General features: G+C 67.9%; 18 protein-coding genes and 1 pseudogene. 8 read left to right on the top strand and 11 right to left on the bottom strand.

The features are described from left to right. Positions 1-19: 19 nt before the first annotated feature. Positions 20-655, bottom strand: coding sequence for a hypothetical protein (locus tag CF68_RS00720; RefSeq protein WP_035815297.1), 636 nt, complete (start codon positions 653-655; stop codon positions 20-22). A 435-nt stretch (positions 656-1,090) separates the two neighbouring features. On the opposite strand from CF68_RS00720, the gene CF68_RS00715 reads away from it, so the two are divergent. Genes CF68_RS00715 through CF68_RS00705 form a run of 3 tightly spaced genes read left to right on the top strand, consistent with a single transcriptional unit; the run spans position 1,091 to position 2,135 of the window. Beyond that, entirely contained in the window at positions 1,091-1,456 is a 366-nt protein-coding gene (locus tag CF68_RS00715) for a BON domain-containing protein (RefSeq protein ID WP_035815295.1), read from the top strand. 34 nt (positions 1,457-1,490) lie between these two features. After that, positions 1,491-1,721, top strand: a complete 231-nt coding sequence (locus CF68_RS00710) for a hypothetical protein (RefSeq protein WP_035815293.1) — start codon at positions 1,491-1,493, stop codon at positions 1,719-1,721. 30 nt (positions 1,722-1,751) lie between these two features. Beyond that, positions 1,752-2,135, top strand: a complete 384-nt coding sequence (locus CF68_RS00705) for a hypothetical protein (RefSeq protein ID WP_035815291.1) — start codon at positions 1,752-1,754, stop codon at positions 2,133-2,135. A 103-nt stretch (positions 2,136-2,238) separates the two neighbouring features. Here the strand turns inward: CF68_RS00705 and CF68_RS00700 are convergent, their stop codons facing one another. The 3 genes from CF68_RS00700 to uvrA all read right to left on the bottom strand — a co-directional run bounded on the left by CF68_RS00700 (position 2,239) and on the right by uvrA (position 9,430). Further along, positions 2,239-3,105 carry an endonuclease/exonuclease/phosphatase family protein gene (locus CF68_RS00700; RefSeq protein ID WP_035815288.1) on the bottom strand — a complete coding sequence of 289 codons (867 nt, stop codon included), beginning with the start codon at positions 3,103-3,105 and terminating at the stop codon, positions 2,239-2,241. Between the two features lie 24 nt (positions 3,106-3,129). After that, positions 3,130-3,480, bottom strand: a complete 351-nt coding sequence (locus CF68_RS00695) for a hypothetical protein (RefSeq protein ID WP_035815285.1) — start codon at positions 3,478-3,480, stop codon at positions 3,130-3,132. A gap of 88 nt (positions 3,481-3,568) precedes the next feature. Beyond that, entirely contained in the window at positions 3,569-9,430 is a 5,862-nt protein-coding gene (uvrA, locus tag CF68_RS00690; protein ID WP_035815283.1) for an excinuclease ABC subunit UvrA, read from the bottom strand. A 225-nt stretch (positions 9,431-9,655) separates the two neighbouring features. Here uvrA and CF68_RS00685 point away from each other — a divergent pair, with 225 nt between their 5' ends. Together CF68_RS00685 and CF68_RS00680 are read left to right on the top strand one after the other, a co-directional pair. Continuing rightward, complete coding sequence (locus tag CF68_RS00685; RefSeq protein WP_035815279.1) at positions 9,656-9,934, top strand: type II toxin-antitoxin system RelE/ParE family toxin; 279 nt, start codon at positions 9,656-9,658, stop codon at positions 9,932-9,934. Between the two features lie 11 nt (positions 9,935-9,945). Continuing rightward, on the top strand, positions 9,946-10,281 hold the full coding sequence (locus tag CF68_RS00680) for a HigA family addiction module antitoxin (protein WP_035815276.1): 336 nt from the start codon (positions 9,946-9,948) through the stop codon (positions 10,279-10,281). Positions 10,282-10,331: 50 nt separating this feature from the next. Here CF68_RS00680 and CF68_RS00675 read toward each other — a convergent pair whose 3' ends face one another. The 3 genes from CF68_RS00675 to ribA all read right to left on the bottom strand — a co-directional run bounded on the left by CF68_RS00675 (position 10,332) and on the right by ribA (position 13,006). Continuing rightward, entirely contained in the window at positions 10,332-11,702 is a 1,371-nt protein-coding gene (locus tag CF68_RS00675) for a serine hydrolase (RefSeq protein ID WP_035815273.1), read from the bottom strand. 46 nt (positions 11,703-11,748) lie between these two features. Further along, entirely contained in the window at positions 11,749-12,228 is a 480-nt protein-coding gene (locus CF68_RS00670) for a MarR family winged helix-turn-helix transcriptional regulator (RefSeq protein ID WP_035815270.1), read from the bottom strand. Positions 12,229-12,409: 181 nt separating this feature from the next. Then, entirely contained in the window at positions 12,410-13,006 is a 597-nt protein-coding gene (gene ribA / locus CF68_RS00665; protein WP_010814562.1) for a GTP cyclohydrolase II, read from the bottom strand. A gap of 267 nt (positions 13,007-13,273) precedes the next feature. On the opposite strand from ribA, the gene CF68_RS00660 reads away from it, so the two are divergent. Beyond that, positions 13,274-13,804 carry a hypothetical protein gene (locus CF68_RS00660; RefSeq protein ID WP_035815268.1) on the top strand — a complete coding sequence of 177 codons (531 nt, stop codon included), beginning with the start codon at positions 13,274-13,276 and terminating at the stop codon, positions 13,802-13,804. Here CF68_RS00660 and CF68_RS00655 read toward each other — a convergent pair whose 3' ends face one another. Further along, on the bottom strand, positions 13,805-14,275 hold the full coding sequence (locus CF68_RS00655; protein WP_035815266.1) for an Lrp/AsnC family transcriptional regulator: 471 nt from the start codon (positions 14,273-14,275) through the stop codon (positions 13,805-13,807). A gap of 152 nt (positions 14,276-14,427) precedes the next feature. On the opposite strand from CF68_RS00655, the gene CF68_RS00650 reads away from it, so the two are divergent. Then, the gene (locus tag CF68_RS00650; protein ID WP_035815263.1) at positions 14,428-14,769 is read left to right on the top strand and encodes a hypothetical protein; all 342 of its coding nucleotides are present in this window, start codon (positions 14,428-14,430) and stop codon (positions 14,767-14,769) included. A gap of 7 nt (positions 14,770-14,776) precedes the next feature. Here the strand turns inward: CF68_RS00650 and CF68_RS00645 are convergent, their stop codons facing one another. Beyond that, the gene (locus CF68_RS00645) at positions 14,777-15,700 is read right to left on the bottom strand and encodes a LysR family transcriptional regulator (protein ID WP_035815260.1); all 924 of its coding nucleotides are present in this window, start codon (positions 15,698-15,700) and stop codon (positions 14,777-14,779) included. A 130-nt stretch (positions 15,701-15,830) separates the two neighbouring features. Between CF68_RS00645 and metE the strand changes: the two are divergent. After that, positions 15,831-18,226 (top strand): annotated as a pseudogene (gene metE / locus CF68_RS00640) (5-methyltetrahydropteroyltriglutamate--homocysteine S-methyltransferase). 89 nt (positions 18,227-18,315) lie between these two features. Here metE and CF68_RS00635 read toward each other — a convergent pair. Both CF68_RS00635 and pcaD read right to left on the bottom strand, forming a co-directional pair. Next, complete coding sequence (locus CF68_RS00635) at positions 18,316-19,731, bottom strand: DUF1254 domain-containing protein (RefSeq protein WP_035815257.1); 1,416 nt, start codon at positions 19,729-19,731, stop codon at positions 18,316-18,318. A gap of 259 nt (positions 19,732-19,990) precedes the next feature. Next, positions 19,991-20,770 carry a 3-oxoadipate enol-lactonase gene (gene pcaD, locus CF68_RS00630; RefSeq protein ID WP_035815253.1) on the bottom strand — a complete coding sequence of 260 codons (780 nt, stop codon included), beginning with the start codon at positions 20,768-20,770 and terminating at the stop codon, positions 19,991-19,993. Positions 20,771-20,776 lie beyond the last annotated feature (6 nt).

The following is a 20,776-nucleotide window of genomic DNA, read 5'->3' as shown; positions in this document are numbered from 1 at the left end:
AACGCGATCGGCCGCGGCCTCAGGACTTCTGCGCCGCCGTGTGCAACACGATCGGCGTCAGCGGGCCGTGGTGATGGCGCGGCGTGCCATGCGGCACCGCCTGGCCGTGCTGCGGCGGCTGCGCGCCGTCCTGCGGTTCGCGCCTTGCCTGGCCGGGCGAAGCGCCGCGTTCCTGCGGCAGGTAGGGCCGGATCACGACGGCCACGTAATCGTCCTCCTTGGGCGTGACGACGATATACGCCAGGCCCGACATCACCAGGCCCACCTCACCCAGCTCGGTCGCGATGCGCGCCACGATAAAGCGCTGCAGCAGCAGCGGGTTGACGCTGTCGTCAATCGCAAGCGCGGCCGTGCAGATGGTCAGGAAGCAGCGCTCGACCTCGCGGCACACCACCACCACCTCATCGATGGCGTAGCCCGAGCGGCTGGCGCGCACCAGCACCGATACCCCCGAGCTGGGCGCGGCACGGTGCCAGCCCGGCTTGACCTTGAAACTGGGCAAGGCCAGGCCGGAGCCGGTGTCCTGGGCCACGGTATTGAAGCGCTGGGCGAAGTCCGTGGGCGTCATCGCAAGCAGCTGGCGCTCCACCGGCGCCGAAGACACCGAGACGGACGAGGCCAGGACGACGGTGGACAGGATGCTGGCTAGGTTCATGACTACCTCGCAACGGATGAGCCGCTCCCCCCGGCTGCGCTGTCGGGCCCGGCGGCACGCGGCGCACAGGGTGCCGCCGCGGCATGGGGCCGGCGTTGCGGGCGGTGCTCGCCGGCACTTGCCGCTCGCCAGTTTTTTGCCAGCATTTCCTCCACTATAGACACGACGGCACGCAATCACACGACAGCGCGCAAGCATCGCGCCGGACATGCCGCGGCCGCCTGCCGGCACGCGCACGGGCTGCCGGGAGGCGGCACATGCAGTTTCTGCCGCGGCTGTAAAAACTACGCCGTGTGCGCCGCTCCAGCAGCGCCGCAAGCCGCACAGGACCCAGCCAGGCACCGGCGGCGCCGGCGCCGGGAACGGAGCTTGCAGGTCAAACGCAGATGCGGAGCAGGAATCGCCCTGCCCGCTGCCAAGTACAGGAGGATCGTCATGACATCACGCTCCCGCATCGCCCGCCTGGCGCTGCCTCTGGCGGTGCTGGCGATGACCGCCTCCCAGGCCGTTGCGGCCGCCCCGACCGATGCGCCGGCGGCGCCGTCTTCGACGGGCCGCACGGCCGCGCCGCGCGACACCGCAGCCGCCAGCGACCGCGCCATCACTGCCGAAGTCCAGGCCCGCCTGGCCAACGCGCGCACGCTGGACCCCGCCAGGATCCGCGTATCCACCACTGACGGCGTGGTCAAGCTGGAAGGCACCGTGCGCGACGATAAACAGCGTACGATGGCAATGGAACTGGCTCGTTCTGTGCGCGGCGTGAGCGCCGTATCCGACGAGCTGCGCGCCGGCACCGACTGACCGGCAGCGCCATGCCAACCTTCGTGGAGACGCCATGAGCACCCATCGCCAGCCCGACCATGACACCACGCGACGCCGCGGCGAGCGTCCCGACCCGCACAAGGGCGGCCCCGACACCGAGCATGAACGCGGCAAGCCCGGGCGCGACCGCCGCCACGATGTCGAGCGCGAGCATGACATCCCGGACGAGAACGCCGAGCCGCCTTCAGTCAGGCGCCGCGGCGGCCAGTCCGATGAAAGCGAATCGCCGGTGGAAAACTACTGAATCCGCCGGGCCAACCGAACAGGAGGCACGATGAGCAAGACCGTACGTACCCACCGTACCGGCCCACGCCACGGTGACCGCGTGGGCGGTACCGCGCCCGCGCCGCGCGAAGGCGCGCAGGCTTCCGCCGGCCGCCGCTCGCGCGAGAACACCGCGTCCGGTGCCGCGCGCGCCGACGCGGGCCATATCCCGAGCACGCTCGACCCCGATCTCGAACAGGAAACCGACGATATCGACGAAGAAATCGAGCAACGCGAGAATGAGGCCCACACGGCGCAGGATGAGGAAAGCCCCGAGGAAGAGATCGCCGATGAAGTGATGCATGCCGCCGAAGACCTGCCGGCCGAAGTGCCGGTCGACAAAGCCGACCACACCGATGAGCGCGAGGAACGCCCACCCCGCGCACCGCGTTAGCTAGCGCCCGGCAAGGACGTATCAGGGCGGCAAGACGAACGGGGGCCCCGGTGCGCCCGGAACCCCCGTCTTGATTCGGTCGGGACGCTCATCGAAGCGACCGCTATGTCGTACCGAGGTTTCCACCGTCATGCTGCGGCGCTGCGGGCACCTCAAAGCGAGCCAGCAGCGGCAGGTGGTCGGAGGCCATGCGCGCCAGCGGCGAACGGTGGCTGGCCACGGACACCAGGTGCGCGCGCGGCGACACCCAGATGCGATCAAGCGCAAACACCGGCCAGCGCGACGGGAAGGTGGCGGTGTGCGGCGTATGCTCGAAATACGCATGCAGCCAGCGCAACGGCCGGCCCCACAGGAACCATTCATTGACGTCACCGAGCAGGATGGTCGGCAACGGCGGCGCGGCGGCCACGTAGTTGAGCAACTGCTGCACCTGGCGCCGGCGCTCACCGGGGCGCAGGCCCAGGTGGGTGGCAATCACGCGCAGCGCGCTCTCCCAGCCCGACGCCGTGCACGCCAGCGTGACATCGATGGCACCGCGCGGCTCGCAGCCCTTCACCGTCAGGTCGATCTGGTTCACCGCCTGCGGCGCAAAGCGCGCCAGCAGCGCATTGCCATAATCGGCATTGCCGCGCACGCGCGTAAAACCCGAGACCACGTGCATGCCGGTATGGCCGGCCAGGTATTCCAGGGTATGGTCGTTGCTGCTGCCGGATTCCACTTCCTGCAGCGCGACGATGTCGGCGTCCAGTTCCTCCAGCACCGCTGCGATGCGATCTGGCCGATAGCGGCGGTCCGTGCCCACCGCGCGGTGGATGTTGTAGCTGACCACCGTCATGCTGGCGATGCCGGCCGCGTCCGCCGCCCGCGCGCAGTGCAGCCCTGCCCGCGCGCCGGCGACCGCAAGCGTGTCGCCGGGGTCACGCGCCTGGGCAGGATTTACAAGAGACGGTAAGTCCGGTTGCATTCGCATGGCCGGCAGCGCTAGGCGCTATGCTCAGGCGCCGTCCAGGAACGGGTTCGGCTTGCCGATGCGGCGGCCCAGGTCGGGGCTTTCCCAACGTGGGCCACCCATGTACGGGTCCGGTGCGCGCTGCATGGTCGTGCCAGGCACGCCAGGCTGCGCCGGCTCGGTCGAAGGCTGGGCCTCTGGCGCGGGCGCCAGGTCGGTCCGGGTGGGAGCGTTGGCGCCCTGGGTGTACGGGTCGAACTTGTCAGTGCTGCGCGCGCCTTGCGAATACGGGTCATAGGTGCCGCGCGGCGTGCCCGGCGCCTGCGCCAGGGCGGGGATTGCGGCAGCGGCCAGGGCTACCGCTGCAAGGAGTCGGCTGGGGCGGATAAGCTTCATGGTTACCTCCGTTTGCACGCGATGTGCGCGCCAGTAACCACTGGTCAAGCGAAAGGCGTGCCCGTACGCCCTTCGCTGCGCCAATCCCTTACGCGATGCCCACTTTGCCTGCCTCGGCATTGCCCCGCGCCAGCACCGGCACCAGCGCCGCACCGGTATGGCTGGCCGCATTGCGCGACAAGGCCTCCGGATCGGACGCGCCGACGATGGCGCCGCCGCCCGCACCGCCTTCGGGGCCAAGGTCGATGATCCAGTCAGCCTCGGCAATCACGTCGAGGTCATGCTCGATCACCACCACGCTGTGCCCGCCGTCCGTGAGCCGGTGCAGCACGCGGATCAGGCGCGCCACGTCGGCCATGTGCAGGCCCACGGTGGGCTCGTCCAGCACGTACAGCGTATGCGGCGCCTTCTGGCCGCGGCGCGTGATGTCGTCGCGCACCTTGCTCAGTTCAGTCACCAGCTTGATGCGCTGCGCCTCGCCGCCGGACAGCGTAGGCGACGGCTGGCCCAGCGTCAGGTAGCCCAGGCCCACGTCCTTCATCAGCTGCAGCGGATGGGCGATGTTCGACATGGCCGAGAAGAACTCCACCGCCTCGTCGATCTCCATCGTCAGCACGTCGCCGATATTCTTGCCGCGCCAGGTGACCGCCAGGGTCTCGGGGTTGAAGCGCTGGCCGTGGCAGACATCGCACGGCACCTTCACGTCCGGCAGGAAGCTCATGCCGATGGTGCGCACGCCCTGCCCTTCGCACGCCGGGCAGCGCCCGTCGCCGGTGTTGAACGAGAAACGCGACGCCGTGTAGCCGCGCGCGCGCGCTTCCAGCGTATCGGCAAAGAGCCGGCGAATGGTGTCCCACACGCCGATATAGGTGGCCGGGCATGAGCGCGGCGTCTTGCCGATCGGGGTCTGGTCAACTTCCAGCACGCGGTCAATCGATTCCCAGCCGGTGACGGCGTCGCAGCCATGCCAGTTATGCTCGACGTTGAGCGGCTTCCTGGCGCTTGACTTCGCTGCCTCGGCCTCATCTTTCGCAGCGTTGCGCGCGCGCCGGGTCGCCGGCGACGACAGCACCGAGCGGCCCACCGCATCGAGCAGGTTGGTCATCAGCACATCGCGCGCCAGCGTGGACTTGCCCGAACCGGACACGCCGGTGATTGCCACCAGCCGCGACAGCGGAATGCGCGCCGTCACCTTGCGCAGGTTATGCAGCGACGCGCCATGCACGGTCAGCCATTCCGGCGGATCGGCGGGCTTGCCGGCGGCGCCGGGCTTCACCCTGCGCCTTGCCTGCAGCGGATGGATGATCGGGTGCGCCAGGAACTGTCCGGTGGTGGAGTCAGGCGCCGCCGACAGGTCGGCCACGCCGCCCTGTGCCACCAGCGTGCCGCCGCGCTTGCCCGCACCGGGGCCGATATCGATGATGTGGTCGGCACGGCGGATGGTGTCTTCATCATGCTCGACCACCACCAGCGTATTGCCCTTGTCGCCGAGCTTGCGCAGCGCGTCCAGCAGGATCTGGTTGTCGCGCGGATGCAGGCCGATGGTGGGTTCGTCCAGCACGTAGCATACGCCCTGCAGGTTGCTGCCCAGCTGCGCGGCCAGGCGGATGCGCTGGGCCTCGCCGCCAGACAGGCTTGGCGCGGCGCGGTCCAGGCTCAGGTAGCCCAGCCCCACTTCCTCCAGGAACTGCAGGCGGCTGCCGATCTCGCTGATGACATCGCGGGCGATCTCGGCATCGCGCCCCGTGAGATGCAGGCCGTCGACCCAGCGGCGGGTATCGGACACGGTCCACTGCGCCACGTCGACGATGGCGTTCTCGTCAAAGGTCACCGCGCGCGCGACCAGGTTCAGGCGCGTGCCGTGGCAGTCCGGGCACGGCGTATCGACCACGCCTTCGGGCTCCTGCTCTTCCGACGGCAGGCTCTGCTCGCGGCCGCGGTTGTCTTCCACCAGCACGGTATCGTCGAACGCCGCGCGCTGTTCGCGCGTCAGTGCCAGCCCGGTGCCCACGCAGGTGGTGCACCAACCGTGCTTGCTGTTGTACGAGAACATGCGCGGGTCCAGCTCAGGATAGCTGGTGCCGCACACCGGGCAGGCGCGCTTGGTCGAGAGCACCTTGACCTCGCCCACGTGCGCGGTGCCGCCGTTGTGCATGGCGTGGTGCAGGCCGTCCAGCGGCGCCAGCAGGTGCATCACGCCCTTGCCGGCCTCCAGCGTCTGCGCCAGCAGCGCGCGCAGCTCGGCCTCGTTCTCCGGCGACACCACCAGGTCGCCTACCGGCAGCTCGATGGTGTGCTCGCGGAAGCGGTCCAGCCGCGGCCACGGGTCGACCGGCAGGAATTCGCCATCGACACGCAGGTGCGTATTGCCGCGCGCCTTGGCCCACTTGGCCAGGTCGGTATAGACGCCCTTGCGGTTGACCACCAGCGGCGCCAGCAGTCCCACGTGCTGGCCGCGATGGTCGCGCAGCAGCTGGGCGGCGATGGACTCCGGGCTCTGCGAGGTCACCGGCGCGCCGTCATGCACGCAATGCTGGATGCCCAGCTTGACGTACAGCAGGCGCAGGAAGTGCCAGACCTCGGAGGTGGTCGCCACCGTGCTCTTGCGGCCGCCGCGCGACAGGCGCTGCTCGATCGCCACCGTGGGCGGGATGCCGTAGACCGCATCCACCTCGGGCCGGCCCGCGGGCTGCACGATGGAACGCGCATAGGCATTGAGCGACTCCAGGTAGCGGCGCTGGCCTTCGTGGAACAGGATGTCGAAGGCCAGCGTCGACTTGCCCGATCCGGACACACCGGTGACCACGTTGAACTTGCCGTGCGGAATGTCGACGTTGAGCGCCTTCAGGTTGTGCTCATGCGCATTGACGATGCGCACCACGTCCTCGCCCTCCACCTCGCGGCGCGCGCGCCGTGCCTGCAGCGCGGCCTGCAGCGGCACGCCTTCGATCTCGGCGCGCTCGGCGGCGAGCGTGCCGGCTTCGCCCAGCGCCGCGTCATAGTGGATCAGCGCCTGGCCCGTATGCGATTCGGCGCAGCGTTTCACGTCTTCCGGGGTGCCGGTGCAGACCACGCGCCCGCCGGCGTCGCCGCCCTCGGGGCCAGGGTCGACCAGCCAGTCCGCGGCGCGGATCACGTCCAGGTTGTGCTCGATCACGATCAGCGAATGGCCGCCGTCCAGCAGCTTGCCGAAGGCGCGCATCAGCTTGGCGATATCGTCAAAATGCAAACCCGTGGTCGGCTCGTCGAACATGAACAGCCGGCGCGGGATGGCGCTGGGCCGGGTCCGCGACGGCGTGGCCTGCGCCGCCTCGGCGAGGAAGCCGGCCAGTTTCAGGCGCTGCGCCTCGCCGCCCGACAGCGTCGGCACCGGCTGGCCCAGCTTCATGTATTCCAGGCCGACATCGACGATGGGCTGCAGCACGCGCAGCACCGCGGGGTCGGCGGCAAAGCAGGCGGCGGCTTCGCTGACGGTCAGCTCCAGCACGTCGGCAATGCTCAGCAAGCGCGGCGGCTGGCCGGGGGCGGCGCGCTCGATCTTCACTTCCAGCACTTCGGGGCGATAGCGGGTGCCGTCGCAGTCCGGGCAGCGCAGGTAGACATCGCTCAGGAACTGCATCTCGACATGCTCGAAGCCCGAGCCGCCGCAGGTCGGGCAACGCCCGTCGCCCGAGTTGAAGCTGAAGGTGCCCGCGGTATAGCTGCGCTGCAGCGCCATCGGGGCCTTGGCGAAGATCTTGCGGATCTCGTCGAACGCGCCCACGTAGCTGGCCGGGTTGGAACGCGCGGTCTTGCCGATCGGCGACTGGTCGACAAAGACCACATCGTCGACCAGGTCCGCGCCGGTCAGCTGGCGGAACGCGCCCGGCGACTCGGTGGCCTTGCCGAAGTGCCGCGCCATGGCCGGATGCAGCACGTCCTGCAGCAGCGTGGACTTGCCCGAACCCGACACGCCGGTCACGCACACCAGCCGCTGCAGCGGGATCTCGACCGTGACGTCCTGCAGGTTGTGCTCGGTGACGCCTTCCAGCACGATGCGCGGCAGCTTGGCATCCACCGGCCGGCGCTGCCAGTGCGAGGCATCGGCCACGCGGCGGCGCCCGCTCAGGTATTCGCCGGTCAGCGTGCCGGCATTGCGGATATCCGCCGGCGTTCCGTCGAAGATGATATTGCCGCCGCGCTCGCCGGGGCCCGGGCCCATGTCGATCAGTCGGTCGGCAGCCAGCATCACGGACGGATCATGCTCCACCACCACCAGCGTGTTGCCCGCATCGCGCAGCCGGTGCATGGCCTCGACAATGCGGTTCAGGTCGCGCGGGTGCAGGCCGATGCTGGGCTCGTCCAGCACGAACAAGGTGTTGACCAGCGAGGTGCCCAGCGCCGTGGTCAGGTTGATGCGCTGCACCTCGCCGCCGGACAGCGTGCGGCTCTGGCGGTCCAGCGTCAGGTAGCCCAAACCCACGTCGCACAGGTATTTCAGGCGCGTGCGCACCTCGGCCAGCAGCAGCTTGAGGGCATCGTCCAGCATCGCGCTGGGCAAAGTCAGTCCGTCGAAGAAACGGCGGATGCGCTCGATCGGCAGCAGCATCAGGTCATGCACGGTCAGGCCGGGCAGAGCCTCAAGCCGGGTGCGGTCCCAGTCCACCCCGCGCGGCAGGAAGCGGCGCGGCGGCGCCAGCACGGCGTCGGCATTGTCCTTCGAGCCCAGGCGCCACAGCAGCGACTCGGTCTTCAGGCGTGCGCCGCCGCAGGTTTCACACGGCGTGTAGCTGCGGTACTTCGACAGCAGCACGCGGATGTGCATCTTGTAGGCCTTCGACTCCAGGTAGTTGAAGAACCGCATCACGCCGTACCAGTGCTTGTTCCACTGGCCGGTCCAGTCCGGCGAGCCATGGATGACCCAGTGGCGCTCGGCCTCGGTCATCTCCGCCCAGGGGGTGTCGCGCGGAATGCCGGCCTTGCCCGCGTAGCGCATCAGGTCGTCCTGGCACTCTTTCCAGGCCGGGGTCTGCATCGGCTTGATCGCACCGCCGCGCAGCGTCTTGCGCGCATCGGGGATCACCAGGCCAAGGTCGACGCCGATCACGCGGCCGAAGCCGCGGCAGGTCTCACACGCGCCGTAGGCGGAGTTGAACGAGAACAGCGCCGGCTGCGGGTCCGCATAGCGCAGGTCGCTGTCCGGGCTGTGCAGGCCGGTGGAAAAGCGCCATACGGGGCCTTCGTCGCCGTCAGCCAGCACATAGATGTTGACGCGGCCGCCGCCGCGCTTGAGCGAAGCTTCGATCGCCTCCACCACGCGCACCTTCTCGGCATTGCCGATGCGGAAGCGGTCGGCCACCACATCGAGCAGCTTGCGTGCGCCGGTGGGCGACTGCACCACGCGCTGCGCCTGCACGCGCGTATAGCCGCTGACCGACAGCCACTGCTGGACCTCTTCATCCGTGGCGGACTCGGGCAGCTCGACCGGAAAGGTCACCACGAGCCGCGCACCGTGATGCGGCTGGCCCTCGGCCGTGCGCGCCAGCAGCTCGGCGTAGATGGTTTCGGGCGAGTCATGGCGCACCGGCAGCGCGGTCTGCTTGTCGAACAGCTCCGCCGCGCGCGCGTAGAGCAGCTTCAGGTGGTCGTTCAGCTCCGTCATCGTGCCCACCGTCGAACGCGAGCTGCGCACCGGGTTGGTCTGGTCGATGGCGATGGCGGGCGGCACCCCGTCCACGCGCTCCACCTGGGGCCGGTCCATCCGGTCCAGGAACTGGCGGGCGTAGGCGCTGAAGGTCTCGACATAGCGGCGCTGGCCTTCGGCATAGAGCGTGTCGAACACCAGGCTGGACTTGCCCGAGCCGGACGGCCCGGTCACCACGGTCATCTCGCCGGGGCGCAGGTCGAGATCGACATTCTTGAGGTTGTGCTGGCGGGCGCCGCGAATGCGGATTAGCTGCTTGCTCGACACGATTTCTCTTTTCGAATCAGGACGTTAAGGAGGTGACGGGAAGCTGCCCGACCACTGTACATCCATACAGTCTATCAGGTTGGAAAAGAATTGGTATCGATCACCTCGCCCGGAATCAGACAAGTGACGGTGCGGCGCGAGAGGCGAGCGGCTTTCATGGACGTTCGCGCCAGGCCAACGCCTGATTTTCGCTGTATTGCTATTTATCGATTACCGATATACGATATGATCCAGTCATTCAGATGTTCCGACACCGCTGAACTGTTCGCGGGCCGCTGTGTACCACGCTTCGGCAATATCCGCGCCGTGGCCGAACGCAAGCTGCGGCTGCTGCAGAGAGCGTCGACGCTGGAGTTCCTGCGCTCCCCGCCTGGCAATCGCCTGCAGTTGCTGACGGGCGACCGCAAAGGCCGCTACAGCATCCGCATCAACGAACAGTGGCGAATCTGCTTCATCTGGACCCACGACGGCCCCGCGGCCGTTGAGATCATCGACTATCACTGAGGAAGACAGACATGGTTCGCTTCAAGGACGGCATGCGTCCCATCCACCCGGGCGAAATCCTGCGTGAGGATTTCCTGGTACCGCTCAACATGAGCGCCAACGCCCTGGCCCTCGCGCTGCGCGTAACCGCGGCGCGCATCAACGACATCGTCCGCGAGCAACGTGGCATCACGCCGGACACCGCCCTGCGCCTGGCGCGCTATTTCGGCGGCGATGCGCAGTCGTGGCTGAACCTGCAGCTGGACTATGACCTGAAGGTCGCGCAGCGCGACCACGGCGAGCGGATCATGGCGGAAGTGGCGCCGCGCAATGCGGCGGCGGCCGGTCAACCGGCCGCGGAAAAGTAGAGGACGGTGTTGCCGGGGCGACGCTGCCACGCCGCCCCGGGGCCATCACCTTATCGCATCAGCGTTTCCGCCAGCGCCCGGAAAGCGCGGAACGTGATCGGGTTGTTGGCCGCGTTGCCAGCCACGGGGTGCGACGCGTATCGCACGATGGTCAGCTCGGCCTTGGGGTCGATATAGATGCGCTGGCCATGGATGCCGGCGGCCTGCAACATGCCGTGGCTGTCGTGCGAGACCCACCACATGTCGCGATAGCTCCAGCCCGGCAGCACCGGCGCGCTGGCCGACCTGGCAAACTGGTCGCGGTCGCCGCCGCCGCGGATATCCGCCACGACCGAGGCCGGAATGATCTGCTTGCCGTTGAAGCGCCCGTTGCCGCGGATGGTCTCGCCAAAGCGCGCGAGGTCGCGCAGCGTGGTGTTCAGCCCGCCGCCGCCCGACTCCGTTCCGATGCTGTCCACGGTGAAGTACGCATCCTGCTCCGCGCCCATCGGTTGCCAGATCCGCTCCGAAAGCAGCCTGGCCAGCGACTGCCCCGAGGCCCTGCGCACGATCCACGCGAGCACCTCGGCATTGACCGTCTTGTAGGCAAACACAGCATTGTGGTTGCCTTCCTTCTGCAGGGTCTTCAGGAAGTCATAGAAACTCCCCGGGCCGCTGTAGCCCGCCGGGCGGGCCAGCATGCCGCCCGCACGCGCGTAGTCCCACACCTCTGCCTTGGGATTGGCATAGTCCTCGGAGTAGCGCACGCCGATGGTCATGTCCATGACCTGCCGCACCGTGGCGTCACCATAGGCCGTGCCAGCCAGTTCGGGCAGGTAGCGCGTCACCGGTGCCGCCGGGTCGAGCTTACCGTCGGCCGCGAGCATCGCGGCCAGCGTGCCGACGAATGACTTTGTGACCGACATGGCGATATGGGGCGTATGCCCGTCGAGCGCGCCGAAATAGCGCTCATAGATGACCTTGCCCTTGTGCATCACCAGGATGCCGTCAGTGTAGGTCAGCGCCAGCATCTCGTCGAAAGTGCGGCGGGTGCCGTCCGCATCGGTGAACGGCACCGAGCCGATATCCCGTTCCGCACGCGGCAGCGCGCTGGCCGGGCCGGCGCCGCGCCAGACGGACGCGGTCGGCACCAGTTCCCGGATATGCGAGAACAGCCAGCGATTGCGCGGAAACCTGTCGGCGCCCGGCGTATGCGTGATCAGCTTGTCCGGCGGCGGCGGGAAGCCCTGCATCCAGCCCAGGCGGTTCGGATCGCTGTCCAGCGCGGCGACCAGGGTCGGCGCCGCGGCTGCCGGGGCGGCCGCACTCCCGGCGGTGCTGCCGGCGCTCTGGCTCCAGGCCGGCAGGCTGGCCGCGCACAGCGCCATGCATGCCAGGCGGCGCCAGGGGCGCGAGGATTCTGGATAGGTCTTCAACGACATGCTGTCTCCTTGCTTTGTTTTGTTTGAGGGATTGCCGCCCGCGGGGCTAGCCCGCCTGCGCATCCGCGCCCTGCTGGTGCTCGATCAAGGCCGCGGTCAGCTTGCCGATGCAGCGGTCCAGCGTCTGCACTTCCGCTTCCGTCAGCACCGAGAGGAACATCTTCTCCAGCATGTCGCCGCGCTGGTACGTCTGCGCGACCAGTGCTTCGCCCGCCGCGGTCAGGTAGAGGTTCAGCTGCCTGGCGTCGGCCTCGCCGACTTCACGGCGCAGCAGGCCCCGCTTTGCCAGCGCGGTGACCAGCTTGGAAGTCACCGTTTTTTCCAGCAGCACCAGTTCGATCAGGCGCGTCAGCGTCAGGCCCGGCTCCAGCCCGGCAAAACGCAGCACACGCAACTCCCGCAGGCCGATGCCGAACTCGCGCTCGTAAAAGCCGGAGGCGGAACTCTTGGTCATTTCGCAAAGGCGGTTCAGTCGGAATGACATGAATTCCAGGATGGAATCGGTGGTGCTGGCAGTGTTGGACATGGGAACGGGTGATCAGGCGGCCAATAGATTCTATGAGCAATAGTTTCCATCAGCAACTAACCAAGGGTAAGTACGGTTCCACCGAGATCGCCGGGCAAAAGAAAAGGCCCGCCCCAGGATTCCTGGCAGCGGGCCGGTTCAGGCAGCGTGGCGGCTGCCTGCAGCGCTCAACCGCGATCAGTCAGTCTAGCAGGTGCCCCATGCGCGTGCGCTTGGTGGCCAGGTACTTCTCGTTCTCGGCGTTGGACGGCACGATGTGGCGCAGTTGCTCGGTGACGGTGATGCCGGCCTTCTCGAGCGCGGCGGCCTTGAGCGGATTGTTGCTCATCAGGCGCACGGACTTGACGCCCCACTGGTGCAGCAGGTCGGCGGCGAAGGCGTAGTTGCGCGCGTCGATCGCCTGGCCCAGGGCCAGGTTGGCGTCGACCGTGTCGAGCCCGCCGTCTTGCAGGCGGTAGGCGCGGATCTTCTCGGCCAGGCCAATGCCGCGGCCTTCATGCCCGCGCAGATACAGCAGGATGCCGCGGCCTTCGGCGGCAATCTTTTCCATGGCGAGCTCGAGCTGCGGGCCGCAGTCGCACCGGCAGGAACCGAAGACGTCGCCGGTCAGGCATTCGGAATGCATGCGGATCAGGACGCCATCGCCCGTCACATCGCCCACGCTGAGGGCCAGGTGTTCGATGCCTGAATCGGCGCCCTTGAAGGCGTGCGCCGTAAAGTCGCCGAATCGCGTCGGCAGGCGCGCCGAGTCGATCAGCTCAATTTCTGTGTCATTCATACCGGAATTCGTGGTCAAAAGGCGGGGGCGCGGCCCGGCACCGCCGACATTATGAGCGGAATTGCGCCTTCGCGCTCGGATTCCCCGCCGCGGCGGGGCGGGACGGCCGTCGGTGAAGTCCTACAGCAGTACGCGCGATCCACTTATGCAGCCGCTTCAAGCGAATCGGTAGACTCGGTATACAGGACATCGCCGGAGCCGTTCCAGGCATCCGAAGCGCATTGCGCATCACCTGACGGCGGCCCTCGGCCCCAGCAGGAGCAGGCCATGACCGGTAATCCCTTGAACGCTGAACAAGCCAGTACCAAGATCGCAGCACTGTTCGACACCAAGTCGGCAGCCAGCGACGCCGCCGAACGCGTCTGCCATGAGGCCCACCTCAGGCGCGGGCAGGTGCGGCTGGTGCATCCATACGAAGCGCACTTCGGCCGCAAGCTGGAGCCCGAGAACGATGCCATCGCGCGCACCGCGATGCGCTCGCACCTGATGATGGGTACGCTGGGCGCGGTGATCGGGCTGGCCATTGTCGGCATCCTGCACCGGCAGGGCGTCGAGGCCGTCATGGACAGTCCGGGACTCGCCACCGGGGCGGCCCTCTTCCTGGGCCTGGTGTTCGGCATGCTGCTGGCGGGGCTGATGACCGCACGGCCGGACCACCAACTGGTGATTACGCCGGTGCGTGAGGCCGTGCAGCATGGCCGCTGGGCGCTGCTGGTACACCCGACCACGCCGCAGCAATGCAACGAGGCCCTGCACGCGCTGCGCAACACCACCGCCGAGGTGCTCAGGACAGCGTGATCAGGGCTCGACCGAAGGCTCGCGCTTGAGCGTGCGCAGCACAAAGGTCGAGCGGCTGTGGCGCAGGCCAGGCAGCTTGTATAGTTTGTGCCGCAGGAACTCCTCATAACCCAGGGTCCCCGCCACGGCGACCTTGATCAGGTAGTCATATTCGCCCGTCAGCAAGTGGGCCTCCATCACCTCAGGCAATTCCGCCAGGGCCTTGCCGAAGCGGTACAGCATGTCGTCGTCATGCCGCTCCAGCGTGACCTCGATCAGCACTGTATCGGGCAACCCCAGCGCCTTCTGGTTCAGCAGCGCGGCGTAGCCTTCGATCACCCCGCTTTCTTCCAGCGCGCGCACGCGGTTCCAGCAGGGCGTGGCCGACAGGCCGACTTGCTCGGCCAGCCGCGCATTGGACAGGCGGCCATCGCGCCGCAGTTCACGCAGGATGCGCCGGTCGGTGTCGTCGAGTTTGGGCAGCTGTGCCATCGCAATAGCTCACAAGAAAAGAAACGTCCATATATTCTGCCATGGGTGGATGTTTCTTCTCCAATACAAGTCATATCGAAGAAAATAGAGAAGCCAATTTTGCGCAACGGCTGGTAAATTTACCTTATCGAACGACCTGCCGGAAACGACACATGCCAGCCACCACCCTCCCCACCCTGCGCCTCTCGCTGCGACTCGAAACCGCCGATCTGTTCGGGGCCATGGAGTGGGTGCTGGCCAATGCGCGCCGTACCGGCCTGGCGCCGGCGCAACTCAGCTTCGACGCCGCGCAGCAGGCCGTGCTGCATGCGACCCTGACGGCGGAGGATGCCGGCCTGCTGTGGCTGTTCCTGCGCCGCCTCGACAATGGTTTCGACGTGGAACTACTGTTTGCCGACGTGGATGACCCGGACAGCGACGCCGTGGCCGACCCGGCCCCGCGCGCCGCCACGCACCGCACCAACAGTGAGCCGGCCCTGGCCCTGTCCGCGTGACCCGTGCCTAAGCAGCCTGCGGCAGCAGCTCGATCCCATCGAGCTGCGCCGCGCACGTATCGCGCACGATCGAGACAAAGTCCGCCACATAGGGCCGGCGCGCCATCGCCGCCGGCACCGTGGCGTAAAGCTCGCTCCACAACCCTCCGGCACCGATGCGCTTGGCCAGCACGTAATCGTGGTCGACGTAGTTCTTCACGCCCCAGTTGGGCAGCGCCGCCACGCCGCGGCGGCTGGCTACCAGCTGCAGCACCGCCACCGTCAGTTCCGCCGTGCGCCGCTCCAGATGGATGCCCGCGGGCTCCAGCACCTCGCGGATCAGGTCGATGCGCTGCTCTGGCACCGGATAAGTAATCAGCGTTTCGCCGGCCAGGTCCCCGGCTTCAATGCGGCGCTTGTTGCGCAGCCGGTGTTCATTGGCGATGACCGCCAGGATCTCGAAGCGGAACAGCGGCGCCACCTCCAGCCCGCGCCGGGCCGCCGGCTGCGAGCCGATCACCATGTCGGCGCGGCCGTCGCTGAGCAGCGCGATCGGGTCGGCGTGGAAGCCAGCCACCAGGTCCACCTCCACTTCCGGCCAGCGGCGGCGGAACTCGTCCATCACCGGCATCAGCCAGTCGAAGCAGGTATGGCATTCCAGCACCACGCGCAGCTCGCCGCGGGTGTCGCCCTTGAGCCGTTCGATATCGCGATCGGCCGCGCTGACCGCGGCCAGCACCTCGCGCGCCAGCGCGAGCAGACGTTCGCCCGCCGGCGTGAAGCGCAGCCCCTGGCGCGTGCGGTCGAACAGCGGCAGCCCGTAGTGCGATTCGATCGCCTTGATCTGGTGCGACAGCGCTGACTGGCTGACATGCACGCGCTCGGCCGCGGTGGCCAGCTTGCCGGACTCGGCAATCGCCACCAGCGAGCGCAAATGGCGGACTTCGATCATGCCGTGCCTCTGCTGGTTTGCCTGCCCACCCTGATATGAAACTGATTCATATGTTGTTTAAAACTTGTCGCTTGATTCATTTTACGGGCAAACCGACACTGTGCGCCAGACATCTTCCGGAGCAACATCCATGGCACGCACCCATATCCTCGGCTTTCCCCGCATCGGCGAACGCCGCGAACTGAAATTTGCGCAAGAAGCGTTCTGGCGCGGCGACCGCACCGAAGCCGAGCTGCGCGACGTAGCCGCGCAACTGCGCCGCCGCCACTGGCAACTGCAGGCCGACCGCGGCCTGGACACGGTCGCCACCGGCGACTTTGCCTATTACGACCAGATGCTGAGCCTGACCGCGCTGCTGGGCGCGCTGCCGCGCCGCTTCGGCTTCGATCCGGCACAGCTCACGCTGACGCAGTACTTCGAGCTGGCGCGCGGCAACCGCGAGCAGCCGGCGATGGAAATGACCAAGTGGTTCGACACCAACTACCACTACCTGGTCCCGGAACTGGACGCCGAGACCACCTTCGAAGGCGGCCCGGCGTGGTTCTTCGAGGAAGCCGACGAGGCGCTGGCGCTTGGCCTGCGCGCCCGCCCGGTGCTGATCGGGCCGGTCACCTACCTGTGGCTGTCCAAGAGCCATGTGGCGGGCTTCGACCGCCTCACGCTGCTGCCGCAACTGCTGCAGGGCTATCGCCGCATACTTGGCCAGCTCAAGGCGCGCGGCATCGAATGGGTGCAGATCGACGAGCCGGCCTTGTGCCTGGACCTGGAGCCGGCCTGGCTCGACGCTTTCGACACCGCCTACGCTGCCTTGCGCGAAGCCGGACCCAAGCTGCTGCTGGCCACCTATTTCGACACCGCCGCCGACCATGCGCAGCGCGCCGCCACCCTGCCGGTCGATGGCTTCCATATCGACCTGGTGCGGGCGCCGGAACAGCTGGCAACGTGGCAGGCCGCGCTGCCCGCGCACGCCGTGCTGTCGCTGGGCGTGATCGACGGCCGCAATATCTGGCGCACCGACCTGCGCCGGGTGCTGGACACACTGCGCCCGGTGCAGGCCGCGCTGGGCGAGCGCTTGTGGCTGGCACCGTCGTGCTCGCTGCTGCATGTGCCGGTGTCGCTCGCGCATGAAGTGCGCCTCGATGCCGAGCTGAAGTCGTGGCTCGCCTTCGCCACCGAAAAACTCGACGAGCTGTCCGTGCTGGCCCGCGCGCTGAATCAAGGCGACGCCGCCGTCGCCGAAGCGCTGGCAGCATCCGACGCCGCACAGGCCTCGCGCCGCGCCTCGCGCCGGGTGGTCAACCCGCGNGGGTGGTCACCCCGCGGGTGCAGCAGCGGCTGGCAGCCGTGAGCGCCGGCATGGCCAACCGCGCCAGCCCCTTTGCCGAGCGCATCGAGCGCCAGCGCCAGGCGCTGCAGCTGCCACTGCTGCCGACCACCACGATCGGCTCGTTCCCGCAGACCGCCGCCATCCGCCAGACCCGCGCCGCCTTCAAGCGCGGCGAGATCGGCGCGCTCGAATACCTGGAGCGCATCCGTGCCGAGATCGCGGTGGCCGTGCGCAAGCAGGAAGCACTAGGCCTGGACGTGTTGGTGCACGGCGAAGCCGAGCGCAACGACATGGTCGAGTACTTCGGCGAGCAGCTGTGCGGCTACGGCTTTACCGAGAACGGCTGGGTGCAGAGCTATGGCTCGCGCTGCGTCAAGCCGCCGGTGATCTACGGCGACGTGTACCGGCCCGAGCCGATGACGGTCGATACCGCCCGCTATGCGCAATCGCTGACCGAGCGGCCGATGAAGGGCATGCTCACCGGCCCCATCACCATGCTGCAGTGGTCCTTCGTGCGCGACGACCAGCCGCGTGCCACCACCGCGCGCCAGCTGGCCCTGGCCATCCGCGATGAAGTGTGCGACCTGGAGCAGGCCGGCATCCGCGTGATCCAGATCGACGAGCCCGCGCTTCGTGAAGGCCTGCCGCTGCGCCGTGCCGACTGGGATGCCTACCTGGACTGGGCCGTCACCGCCTTCCGCCTGTCGGCCAGCGGCGTGCAGGACCAGACCCAGATCCACACCCATATGTGCTATGCCGAGTTCAACGACATCCTGCCCGCCATCGCGGCCATGGACGCGGACGTGATCACCATCGAGACCTCGCGCTCGGCGATGGAACTGCTGGAAGGCTTCGGCGACTTCGACTACCCGAACGAGATCGGGCCGGGCGTCTACGACATCCACTCGCCACGCGTGCCGTCGGTGCAGGCCATGGAGCGGCTGCTCGACCGCGCCTGCGAGGTGGTGCCGCCGCAGCGGCTGTGGGTCAACCCGGACTGCGGCCTGAAGACGCGCGGCTGGGAAGAGACCGAAGCAGCGCTGGCCAATATGGTCAGCGCGGCCCGCGCGCTGCGCGCACGGCTGTCGGCGCGAGGCGCAACGACATGGAAGCGCATCAGCAACCCTGCAGGCGCCACCGGTGCGGCAGTGCCCCACGCCAGCGGCGCCTGCACTGCCTGCGCCACGCACGCGCACTGAGACGGCGCAGCGCCAATTGCGCTGGCAGGAAATGACAAAGGCCGCATGCCCTGGCAGGCATGCGGCCTTTGTCCGTGCTCGCGGCCTCGTCAGTCCACCTGCATCACCGCCGGCGGCATCCAGTTGCCGTCCAGCAGCACCTGCTCCGGCCAGTACGCGCGCAGCATCATGTTCAGGCCATCGGGCGGCGCCGGCAGCCAGTTCGCCGCCTTGGCACCGGCCGGGCGCTCGTGCTGGATATAGATATCGAGCGAGCCGTCGCGGTTGTAGCGCAGGCGGTCGCGGCTGCCGACGGCGTAGCGCTGGATCGGGTTAGGAATGAACGCCTGCCGGTCGTTGTACAGCGTCAGCGACCAGAACGCGCGCGCCGGCGGCAACTGGTCCTTGTCGAAATGCAGCACATAGCGTGCCCCGCCCTGCAGCGGCTTGCCGTTGGCATCCGTACGGGTGGAGGCGTAGATCGCGTCTTCGGGCAGGTTGGCGCCCAGCCCCACCCAGGCGGTCACCGCGCGGCGGCCGTAGCTGGTGCCATAGGTGCCCAGGTCGCGATGCATGACCCAGCCGTTGCCGGCATCGGCATTGCCCTTGCGCGCGCCCTGCACGATCGCCGCCAGCGCCGCGGTGGCGCCCTCCTGCACCGCGCGCGCGGTGGAGGGTTCCATCACCGTGGTCTTGAACGGCACCCCCGGGGTGATGCCCATGCGGCGGAGCTTGTCGACCATGGCGGCATCGGCGGGCGCCGGCGGATTGGCCGGCAGCAAGGCGGCAAAGCGCGTGAAGAAGGCCTGTGCATCCATTGCCGCCACCAGCTCCACGGGCGAGCTTTCAGTGTCGATGGCCGTGGGCCGCGGCGCAGCCTTCTCCGGCACGCGCCGCCCGCCACCCCAGGCCGACAACGGCGTCAGCCGGTACTGGTCCTGCAGCCGGTGCACCGCCGGGAAGTCCTGCTTGCCATTGGCCTGCGTGCGGCCGATCAGCCAGACCATCGACGTGGGCGAGCGGATCTCCTGCATGCCCTTGGGCAGCGTGCCGCGCCAGTCAGGCCCGGTAATGACGAAGTTGCCGCGGCGGGTGCCGGTGGTGCGCTTGCCGGGCGACGCGAACACATTGGTCCACGCATCCATCAGTGGCATCAGGTAGTAGCGCCCTTGCGTATCGGGCACGGACAGGATCACCGGCTCCCTGGACAGGTCGAGCCAAGCCGACGAATACAGCGTGTCGGCGTTGGGGCTGACCACGTCGGTGAAGCTTGCGTCCGGGAAGGTGCGCTTGTGGTTGAAGGTATTGACCGGCGTGCGCAGCGTCATCAGTTCGCGCGTCACGTCCATCAGCACCATCGGATAGGCGAAGGTAAAGACCTCGGCGGACAAGGCCTTCATGGCCTGGTCGGACGGCGGTTGCTCGACAACTGTCGGGCTGGTCCCTTGATCCGGCGCTGAGGCACAGCCGGACAGCATGACGGCGAGCGTGACCGCGCTCGCCAGTTGACGAAAGGATGGCTTCATGACCCCGTTTTCCCAATGTTTTTGCGGCTTTTCGGGCGTTGCGGCTATGACTGCCGGCATGTCTTCCCGAAGGCGCATCTATTCCGTGCGCATCTTGTCCCGCGCGCCGGTGACCTGTCAATTCCTATGAAGTCGGGAAGCGAGGGCAAGCGCACCGAACGTCAGCGGCATCGGTCATGGGTGAATCATAAAGCACTTATAGAGGTGATGAAAGCCGCATGCACGGCTGCGGCCGGGGATCTTCTCCCTCCCTCAAGCCTCAGCGCGTCAGGAAATCCAGCACCACCTTGCTGAACGCCTCGGCCTGCTCCAGGTTGGAGATATGTGCGGCCTCCAGCTCGACATAGTGGGCGCCCGGGATCGTCTGCGCCAGGAACACGCCATCGCGCGGCGGCGTGGGCAGGTCGCCCGAGCCGGCGATGACCAGCGTCGGCGTGGCGATCTTTTCGATTTGCGCGCGCAGGTCGGCATCGCGCACCGCCAGGCAGTTGGCCGCATAGCCCGCGGCCGGGGTGGCCCCGAGCATGCCGCGCAGCGATGCCACCAGCCCCGGATGCGCGGCCGCGTACGGCGGGGTGATCCATTTATCGACCACCGCGGCCGCGATCGATGCCACGCCGTCGCGCTCGACCGCCGCGGCGCGGTTGGTCCAGTTCTCCGGCGGGCCGATATAGGCGGCGGTATTGCACAGCACCAGCTTGCGCAGGCGCGGGCCATGGTTCAGGGCCAGCCACATGCCAGTGATGCCACCCATCGACAAGCCGCAGAAACTGGCCTCGCCGATGCCAAGGTGATCGAGCAGCGCGATCACGTCGCCGCCGAGTTGCGCGATGCTGTACGGACCCGCCGGCACCGACGACTCGCCATGGCCGCGCGTGTCATAGCGCAGCACGCGGAAGTGCTGGCTGAAGGCCGCCACCTGCGGCTCCCACATGCTGAAGCTGGTGCCCAGCGAATTGGACAGCACCAGCACCGGCAGGTGCTCGGCGCCATCGAGGCGGTAATGCAGTCGGACGTTGGCGAGGTCGGCGTATGGCATGGCTTA

The organism is Cupriavidus sp. SK-4 (assembly GCF_000611125.1).
Classification (GTDB): Bacteria; Pseudomonadota; Gammaproteobacteria; order Burkholderiales; family Burkholderiaceae; genus Cupriavidus; species Cupriavidus necator.
This window is presented reverse-complemented; position numbering and strand designations above follow the sequence as displayed.